This window comes from Streptomyces chryseus (assembly GCF_014650755.1).
GTDB classification, from domain to species: domain Bacteria; phylum Actinomycetota; class Actinomycetes; order Streptomycetales; family Streptomycetaceae; genus Streptomyces; species Streptomyces chryseus.
In genome coordinates, this window is record NZ_BMVO01000055.1 from 1 (window position 1) to 8,272 (window position 8,272).

General features: G+C 67.9%; 5 protein-coding genes and 1 pseudogene. 5 read left to right on the forward strand and 1 reads right to left on the reverse strand.

Features of this window, described 5'->3' with window-relative positions:
- Positions 1 to 98 precede the first annotated feature (98 nt).
- Positions 99 to 902 carry a TIGR03084 family metal-binding protein gene (locus tag IE185_RS32510; RefSeq protein WP_138897156.1) on the reverse strand — a complete coding sequence of 268 codons (804 nt, stop codon included), beginning with the start codon at positions 900 to 902 and terminating at the stop codon, positions 99 to 101.
- Between the two features lie 230 nt (positions 903 to 1,132).
- On the opposite strand from IE185_RS32510, the gene IE185_RS32515 reads away from it, so the two are divergent.
- From IE185_RS32515 to IE185_RS32535, 5 genes and pseudogenes are all read left to right on the forward strand, one after another.
- Positions 1,133 to 1,777 (forward strand): putative sugar O-methyltransferase, encoded by a 645-nt coding sequence (locus IE185_RS32515; RefSeq protein ID WP_229843846.1) that lies wholly within the window; start codon positions 1,133 to 1,135, stop codon positions 1,775 to 1,777.
- A gap of 906 nt (positions 1,778 to 2,683) precedes the next feature.
- Positions 2,684 to 3,400, forward strand: coding sequence for a helix-turn-helix transcriptional regulator (locus IE185_RS32520; protein WP_138897158.1), 717 nt, complete (start codon positions 2,684 to 2,686; stop codon positions 3,398 to 3,400).
- A gap of 1,622 nt (positions 3,401 to 5,022) precedes the next feature.
- On the forward strand, positions 5,023 to 5,592 hold the full coding sequence (locus tag IE185_RS32525) for a DUF5987 family protein (RefSeq protein WP_138897159.1): 570 nt from the start codon (positions 5,023 to 5,025) through the stop codon (positions 5,590 to 5,592).
- Complete coding sequence (locus tag IE185_RS32530) at positions 5,589 to 7,244, forward strand: FAD-dependent oxidoreductase (RefSeq protein ID WP_138897157.1); 1,656 nt, start codon at positions 5,589 to 5,591, stop codon at positions 7,242 to 7,244. The genes IE185_RS32525 and IE185_RS32530 overlap by 4 nt, the downstream gene beginning before the upstream one ends.
- Positions 7,245 to 7,362: 118 nt before the next feature.
- Positions 7,363 to 8,195, forward strand: a pseudogene (locus IE185_RS32535) (IS982 family transposase).
- The last annotated feature ends 77 nt before the right edge of the window (positions 8,196 to 8,272 follow it).

Sequence of the window (8,272 nt, forward strand, 5' to 3'; positions counted from 1 at the left end):
GCCCCGCCGAGCTGACGCTCGACGGGGCAAAGCAGGGCCCGAATTAACCAACAGTGTCCCATCCGCCCCGGGCCCCCCGCCCATGCCGCTCCGTCGGGCTATCCGGGCACCTCGGTGAACTGTCCCGGACGGCGGCCGGGGCCCGCCGGGCCGCGGTACGCCTGGGCGATGTCGAGCCACCGGTCGCTCTCGGGGCCGGTGGCGGTCAGTGCCAGGTCCGCACGGTGGCGCCGCCGGGTGGCGAGCAAGCACAGGTCCACCGCCGGGCCCTCGATGCGCTCGCGTGCTCCCGCGGGCCCCATCTCCCACACTTCCCCCGAGGGCGCCGTCAGGCGGAAGCGGAACCCGGTCGGCGGCGCTGTCAGCTCACGCGACTGATAGCCGAAATCCCAGGTGGTAACCGTGAATTGGGCGATGTGGAGAATCCGGTCGGTGAACGTCCGCCGCACGCCCAGTGCGTCCGCCACGTCCTGGCCGTGCGCGAACGTCTCCATCATCCCCGCCGCGGTGAGCACTGCGGCGGGGATGGGACGCACCAGCCACGGCACGATCTGCCCCGGCCCGACCGCGAACAGCGCCTGCTCGGTGGCGGCACGCTGGCTCCGCCAGTGCTCCAGCAGCCGGGCGGGGACGTCCGCCAGGTAGGGGTTCAGCCCCTGCTGGACCGCCGCGTCGAAGGACGGGCCGAGCCCGGCGACCTTGGCCTCGAAGGCCGGGGCGTCGGCGGCGGCCTTCTCCGCCAGCTCGAAGACCATGGTCAGATGTGCGATCTGATGGGCTATCGTCCATCCCTCGGCGGGGGTCGGCGCGTCCCACTCGGGGTCGCCCAACTCCGCGACCAGAGCATCGATCTCGTCCCCTTCCTCGACCAGATCCGCCAGGACGTCCCTCTGCTTCGCCATGTGGAATTCCCTCCACTCGTTGCGGATATGCTCCGGCACCCAGTGTGTGGCAGACCGTCGTCCGGTCCTTCTCTCTCGGTGCTCACCCCGGACAGCTATGGATCCGGTGCGGAAGCCGGTCGAGAACCGCATCGTCGAGGAAGTCAAAGCCAGTTGCGCCGCATAGCATCGCAGTTTATGGATGATAGAACGCCCAGAGCGCACTGTGGAACTACAACAACTCCGCCAAGGTGACCGAGAAGGGCGTGGCGAATCCGGCCTCCTTCAAATTGGATCCGGTCAACTTCGAGCTCGCGCTATGGGGTCCGCAGGTCAACGGTGTGCGATATCGCAAGGCATTCATCTTCGAAATCGCCTCGCGGCTTACCCTGGAGAACCGTACGCGCCTGCGCAGGATCCGCCACCGCGAGACCGGGGCTCCCCTCGGCGTGACCCATGACGGCGATAGCGTCCGAATGGAGCACCTGCTCGCGGTCCACGAGTCGGAGTTCATCAGCCGGCACGTCGGCCCGGGCGGCGCGCGCGTCCTGCAGGTCGGCGCGGGCTACGGGCGGACCTGCCACTCGACGCTCTCCCACCACCGTGCCGAGGAGCGCTGGATCGCCGATCCGGGACGTGCCCTCTCACTGTCGCGGGAACACCTCCGCGCCGTCCTGGGGCACCCGGCCTTCTCCCGCGTCGGGTTCGTGTCGGTCGACGACGCTGACGACCCGGAGCGGGCCGCTTCGAGCTATGTCCGAACATCGACTCGTCCGCCGAGATGCCCCCGCAGACGGTGCGCGACGTCCCACGGCAGCCGCGCTGTCGCGGCCCTGGGCCCGAAGGCCCTCCCGGCCTACCGGCCGGGTCCCCGCCGGGAGGGCGATGCGGCGTGAGCGGCACCGAGGCCTCGCGGCGCCTGCCGCTCGTCACCGCGCTCGGGCCGTCGGGCTTCGCGGGACCGTGGCCGTGGCGACGCTGTCACGACGCCCCGTCCGGCTGCGCGCTGTGGGCCGCGGACCGGTCGCCGTGCCACCGGGCGCCCGCGCTGACGTCGAGCGGTACTCGGGCAACCTGACGGACCCGGACGTTCTCGGGGCTGCCGTCGCCGGACCTGACGGTCTCCGGCCGCGGCGCCCCGTCGGAACGGAAGGACCGCGGGGTACTTGCGGCGATCGTGTGACGGGAACCGGCCGGGGAGCCGCCGACGATGCGGCACGCCGGTCCGATGCAACGCGATCTGCTCCAAGTCGAATACACCGTAAGGCCGTTGTTTGTCACCTTGGACCACCCCGATGCGGTCGCGGGCCGGCGCCGGATGCTCGTAACGGGGCACGCAGAACCTCTCGGCCGGGTATTTCGGTCGATCGCCAACGGTGTCGCGGCCCGGACCAGGCGCCCTGCGGCGGCCGTGGTCGCCGTCCGGTCATAGCGATTCCCTCTGAACGGACGGATAAGTCGGGAAGGATTCTTCTGCGGGCGAATTAGTTGTGTCGATAGTCCATGATGCAGGGGCCCGTAACATCTCCGATGTTGCTGTTTCAAGCACGCCGACGGGCGGGCACATATTCCCATGGCGTATGCATTCGAAACATAAAACGCATGCTTGTTCGGATGTGAGACACGCTGCTAATGTTCCTTTCCGCTGTGAGCGTTCTAGGTCGTCCGTCGTTCGGTGGCCCCATGGCCCCGAATTCAACCGGCCTGATCGCCTTTTCACTGCCCTGGGAGGGTAAATGGAGAGCGGGAAAACCGCGGTGCCTACTACTATTGTCGATGCCGTCGAGCGATCCATCGAGACCATGCGAAAGAACCTCTCGGAGCCGCTGAGTATTGACGATATAGCCGGGTTCGCCATGTACAGCAAGTTTCATTTCTCCCGCGAATTCCGGAGGGTGACAGGCGTCTCACCAGGTCGCTTCCTGTCGGCGATGCGCATCCGGGAGGCGAAGAGGTTACTGCTGACGACCGATCTCACTGTCACCACCATCAGCCATATGGTCGGGTACAGCAGCGTGGGAACCTTCAGCTCACGTTTTTCTGGCAGCGTCGGAATGGCCCCCTCTGCCTATCGGCGATTCAATGGGTTCGTCACTTCGGTAAAAGTTTCCGGAAAGCGAGATGCTGGGGGTTCGGTGTACGGGTCGGTTACTGCACCTGAAGGCGCGGACCTGGGGCTGATATTCCTTGGCCTTTTCCCCACCCGGGTACCCGAGGGCAAGCCGGTGAGTTGCACCATTCTCCCTTTCCCTGGACCTTTTGAAATCACAGAGGTTCCGGCTGGAACATGGTTCTTGTTAGGGCATTCCGTTCCGGGACATGCCTGCGAAGCCCTGACGGAGGACCAAGCGGTTCACGTGGGCTCCCTCGGCCCTCTGGAAGTGCGCCGGGACACACCACTCGGCCCGACCGATTTCCGACTGCGAGGTATGCGAATTCTCGATCCCCCGATACTGGTGGCATTGCAGCGCGTGCGGTCGAAGGCGTTCGAGGCGGACATCGTCCGGGCCGCCGGATGATCCGGCGCTGCGGCGGGGCGTCGGCCCCGCCGCAGCGGTCGCCGCACCGTACAACCCTCGCCGGCGGCCCGCCCCGCATCCCGAGCGAGAGCATCGGCTCCGCCGTCACCCGGTGGCCCGGCGCCTTCTCCAGGCGCAGCTCACGGCAGAGCAGCGCCACGGCGCACACCGCCGCCATGAGTCCCGGGCCGCTCCCCACAGCGTGCGGCCCGACACGCCGAGCGTCAGGGCCGTCGGTTCGCGCTCCGGTTCACCGGCCCGCGACCCCACGTGGGCGCGCAGCCGCGCGACCGGTCCGGCCGCCTCCTTGGCGACGGGACCCGACTGACGGGCGGTCCGCTTGTGCCGGAAGGCCCGCTGGACGACCCTTCCGCCGTCGGCGCCGCAGCCCGGCCCTCACTGATCAGGGATGCGTCCCACTGCGGTCGACGGGCCCCTGCCGGACGCGCCGGACAACGAGGGCGACTGACGCGCCTTCGGCGGCCCGAAAGACTCCAGCGGGAAACGAGGCGGGTTCCCACCGAAGGGAGTCGTCACGCCGGCCGGGACCGGGCACGCGCTCTTCCACCGACGCCCATCCGGACGGTGGCCCCACTGGCTGCCCAGATCCGGCAGGACACCGGTGAGTCCAGGCGTCGTCGAGGGCGCGGCCGTCACCGGTGGTCCAGGCGGTCATGATGTGCCCCAGCAGCAGACGTTCGTGCGCCGATACTTCCCGAGTTCACGGTTCCGGTCCGGCATAATCACAAAAGCCCTCGCGCGGTCTCTGTACGCCAAGCGCGCACCAGCATTCTCACTTCGCCTGCCGGACTCTCATCCAGATTGCAGGACACAGGTCAAACCCCGTAAGACACGGTTGGCCAGACTTGATTTTTCTCAACCACCCACAGCACCGCCGCTCGGAGTTCCCTCTCTGCTGCAAGACGAATGAGAACCACACCTGATGGACGCCGCGGCTCTCCGGCCTGATCACCGGCCTTGCGGACCTGGCCCCCGGCCGGCCGGCCAGGGTCGTGGACCGCTCCGGCGGACCCTGTTCGCGCCCCCCTGACGGAGGTCCCCTTCCCGCAGCTCGGCTTCCGCACCAGGGTTCCGGTCCGTGGTGACGGGCGAGGCCGGCGAGATCTGCGGCAGCGGCAACGAGCCGGAGAACCCACAGCTCACCCAGCAGGCACCAGACACTCGGCGGCGCGTTCCGCATCTCGAACAGTCCAGGCCGGCAGAGAACCGTGCAGCTGATGTCCGTGACCGTCATGCCGGTGATCAGGAGGAGCCGACCGCTCGGCGATCTTGTCGATCCCTGCCGCTGCGCACTGCGCATTGCCACTCTGGCGCCGAGGCGGATACCGGCCGGTCACGCCCGCGTATCGGACCTTCGCGCGAAGTGAAATCGACCGTCACTGCCGGACGTCATTAACGGCGGATGAGGGTCCAAACAACCACGGCATCGATGTTTGCCATACGCGGACCCATGGGAATGTGCAGATCTTTTCGGCGGACCGACGACAGCAATGACGGAGATGCCTGGCCAATCTCCGCGGCGGAGGATCTGTGCGGAGAGGTTCTCGACATGATGAGTCGCAGCCGATTCCATGCCGCCCATGCGTCGAAATGGAGAAGGAATGCCATCCATGCAACCGCTGCTAGATCAGGAGAAAGTCAGCACCTTGGAGGCCTTCGCCGACACCATAGTCCCCGGTGCGAAACGACACGAGGGGGACCGGGCGGTGGCCGGCGTCGTGCCGGGTCCCGGCGCAGTGGCGGCAGGGGCCCTGGAACTGCTCCAGACCGCCGCCACCGGGTTGTCGGATGCCCTGGACGACTTCGCCGATGCCCTCAACGCCCATGCCCGGCTGTACGCTGCCGCGGAACCGGCCGACGCGGACGCCGCGGTGCCGCCCTTCGTGGCCCTGTCCTACACCGAGCGAACGCACCTGGTGACCGTCCTGACCGCTCCCGGACACCCCGAACGCGATATCTGGGTCAGTCTTGCCCTGTTCAGCAACATGGCCTTCGACACCGGCGCCCATCTGCACACCGCCGAGGCGATCGCCGCCGGACACCCGGGCCTGGCCGCCCTGGGCTTCGCACCCCCCTCCGAAGACGGGCTGTGGCGCTTTTCGGAATTCTCCTACGGTCGCCCCCTTGCCCGTCTCCACCCCGACACCACACCCTCCGGGAGCCTGGCGTGAACGCGATCGAGCAGACCGATGTGCTGATCGTGGGCAGCGGATTCGGCGGATCCATCACCGCGTACCACCTCGCCGCGGGCGGGGCGAAGGTCACCATGCTGGAGAGGGGCCCATGGCTGGAGTCGAACGACTTCGAGCACGACTTCCTTCTCGGTTCCTCCTATACCCGAATCTTTGATTTCACCGTCGGCGACGGCATGAGCCTGCTCGGCGGCAACTGTGTCGGCGGAGGCAGCGTCGTCTACTTCGCCGCCATGCCCCGCGCACCCCGCTTCGTCTTCGACCGCACCGGAAGCATCGGGCGCCGCATGTGGCCGGCCGCGATCAGCCGCGATGTCCTCGACCCCTGGTACGACGTGGTCAGCGAGGCCCTCCCCATAACCACCCAGAGCTGGGAGGACGTCAGCTACGCCGGCGGTCTCTTCGCCGCGGCCTGCGACCACGCCGGCAGGACCGCCAATCCCGTCCCCACCGCGGTGGACAATTCCAAGTGCACGAACTGCAACTGGATGATGGCCGGCTGCCGATTCGACGCGAAACGCTCACTCCTGCTGAACTACCTCCCTGCCGCGCGGGTCCACGGAGCCGAGATCCGGCCGCTGCACGAGGTACAGAAACTCACCCGCACCGAGAACGGCGGCTACCGCGTCCACTACAACACCATCGATGACACGGACTACCGCTTGAGCAACGGCAGCGGTGCAATCGAAGCCAAGATCGTCATCCTGGCCGCAGGAGCAGGCGCCACCCCGGTCATCCTGCAGCGCTCCGCCGCCGACCTCGGCGGGATGCCACATGCCGTCGGACGCTACTTCTCCGGCAACGGCGAGCGGCTCAACAACGCGGTGATCAACGAAGAACGCGCCCGCGACCTCCTGGGGCTGGACCGCGGCGACGACATCGCCTACCTCGCCAACCAGATCGGCAAGGGACCGGTCGTGGCAAGCTGGGACAACCTCGACGGCAACCTTCCCGAACACTCCCGGTTCTCCCTTGAACAGCTCTACTTCCCGCCGGGCTTCGGCACTATCCTCGCCCAGGTCCCCGACGCCCAGAAACCCAGCTGGTTCGGCGCGGAGAAGACCGAAATGGTCCGGCGCTGGCGCTCCTGGCTGACCATCTTCACGATGGTCGAGGACGACAACGAAGGCGTCTTCGGACCGCCCCCGCCGACCGGGAACGCCGTGCGGATCTCGCAGCAGATGCTCGGCCGGGGCCCGATCTCCTACCGGCCCAGCGCCAACACCCTGCGCGGCTGGGACGAATCCGACGCGGTCGTCAAGGACATCCTGGAACGTGACGGGCTGTCGCGTGTGACGCCCTGGACCAATGACGTGGTGGGCGCCTACACCGTCCACCCACTCGCGTCCTGCCGCATCGGCGACGACCCGCACACCTCCGCCCTGGACGACCGGCACGAACTGCGCGGCCACCCCGGCATTTTCGTGACGGACGGCTCCGCGGTACCGGGCGCCCTCACCGTCAATCCCGCACTCACCATCTCCGCGCTCGCCGAACGCGCCGTTCCCGGGATCGTCCAAGCGGCCCGCGAACGTGGCGTCGACGTCACCTACGGCGCCCCGACCCCCGACGGCAGTACCTCCGGCCGGGCAGGCGTCCGACGGCAGCTCCCCCTGCTCACCCGTAAGTAGCGGACAATCCCCACAGCAGACAGGGCAGGTCCCACCCGGAGGGCGAGACCCCCTAGATGAATGAGTCCGATGTCTGTCCTGGTCGCGACCATGGCGAAGGGCGCCCGTTGGTCAGCGTGTGAAGACGAACCTGGACGCCCTTCTGGCGGCACTGTACGTGTTCATCGACGACCACGTGGCGCCTTGTCGCCGGATCGGGCGACCCCCGGCTTTCCCTCGGCCCGGCACTGGATCCGCTTCGCCCACGCCCGCCTCGGGCACCTCTTCCGCTACCTGCCTCAGCAGTCGGCCTACAACAAGCGCCTCAACGCTGCCGGGCCGCTGATCAGCCGAGTGATCGAGGCCCTGGCGCGCCAGGTGCCCACCTGGCACGACGATCTGCGGCTGATCGACTCCACCCCGCTGCCGTGCGCGGCCTCCCGCGAGACGGTCAAACGCTCTAACCTGGCCGGACACGCCGGCTACGGCTACTGCCGCAGCCACTCCCCGTTCTTCTGGGGATTCCGGCTCTACCTGGTCACCACTGCTGAGGGCATGCCGGTCACGTGGTGCCCGGCCAACCCGAAACTCGGTGAGCGCGAGGTGATGGCCGCGCTGCTGGAACGCGACCACCACCTCCTGCGGGCCGGGCAGGTGATCCTCGCGCACAAGGGCCTCGCCGGGCGGGAGTTCGAAGCCTTCGTCACCGAACGGCTCGGTGCTCACCTGGTACGGCCCGACCGAAAGGACGAGCCGGTCCGGCACGGGAAGATCGCTCGGGTCCGCCAGTGGCTCGAGGCCGTGATCGACACCCTCAAGGGCCAGCTCGGCCTCGAACACCACGGCGGCAGGACCCCGGCCAGCGTCTTCGCCCGCACCGGACAACGACTCCTCGCCCTGGCCACCGCCATCTGGCACAACTGGACCACCGACGCCCCGGTCCAACGATCCCTGATCGCCTATGACCACTGAAGACATCGGACTCATTCATCTAGTGCGTTGGCCACGAACGTTCGCCGGGTCGGGTGACACGCCGGTCGATGTTCGGG

Coding starts and splice junctions, on each gene's coding strand:
- IE185_RS32510 (WP_138897156.1), bottom strand. CDS start 902: ATGGCGAAGCAGAGGGACGTCCTGGCGGATCTGGTCGAGGAAGGGGAC.
- IE185_RS32520 (WP_138897158.1), top strand. CDS start 2,684: ATGCGAAAGAACCTCTCGGAGCCGCTGAGTATTGACGATATAGCCGGG.
- IE185_RS32525 (WP_138897159.1), top strand. CDS start 5,023: ATGCCATCCATGCAACCGCTGCTAGATCAGGAGAAAGTCAGCACCTTG.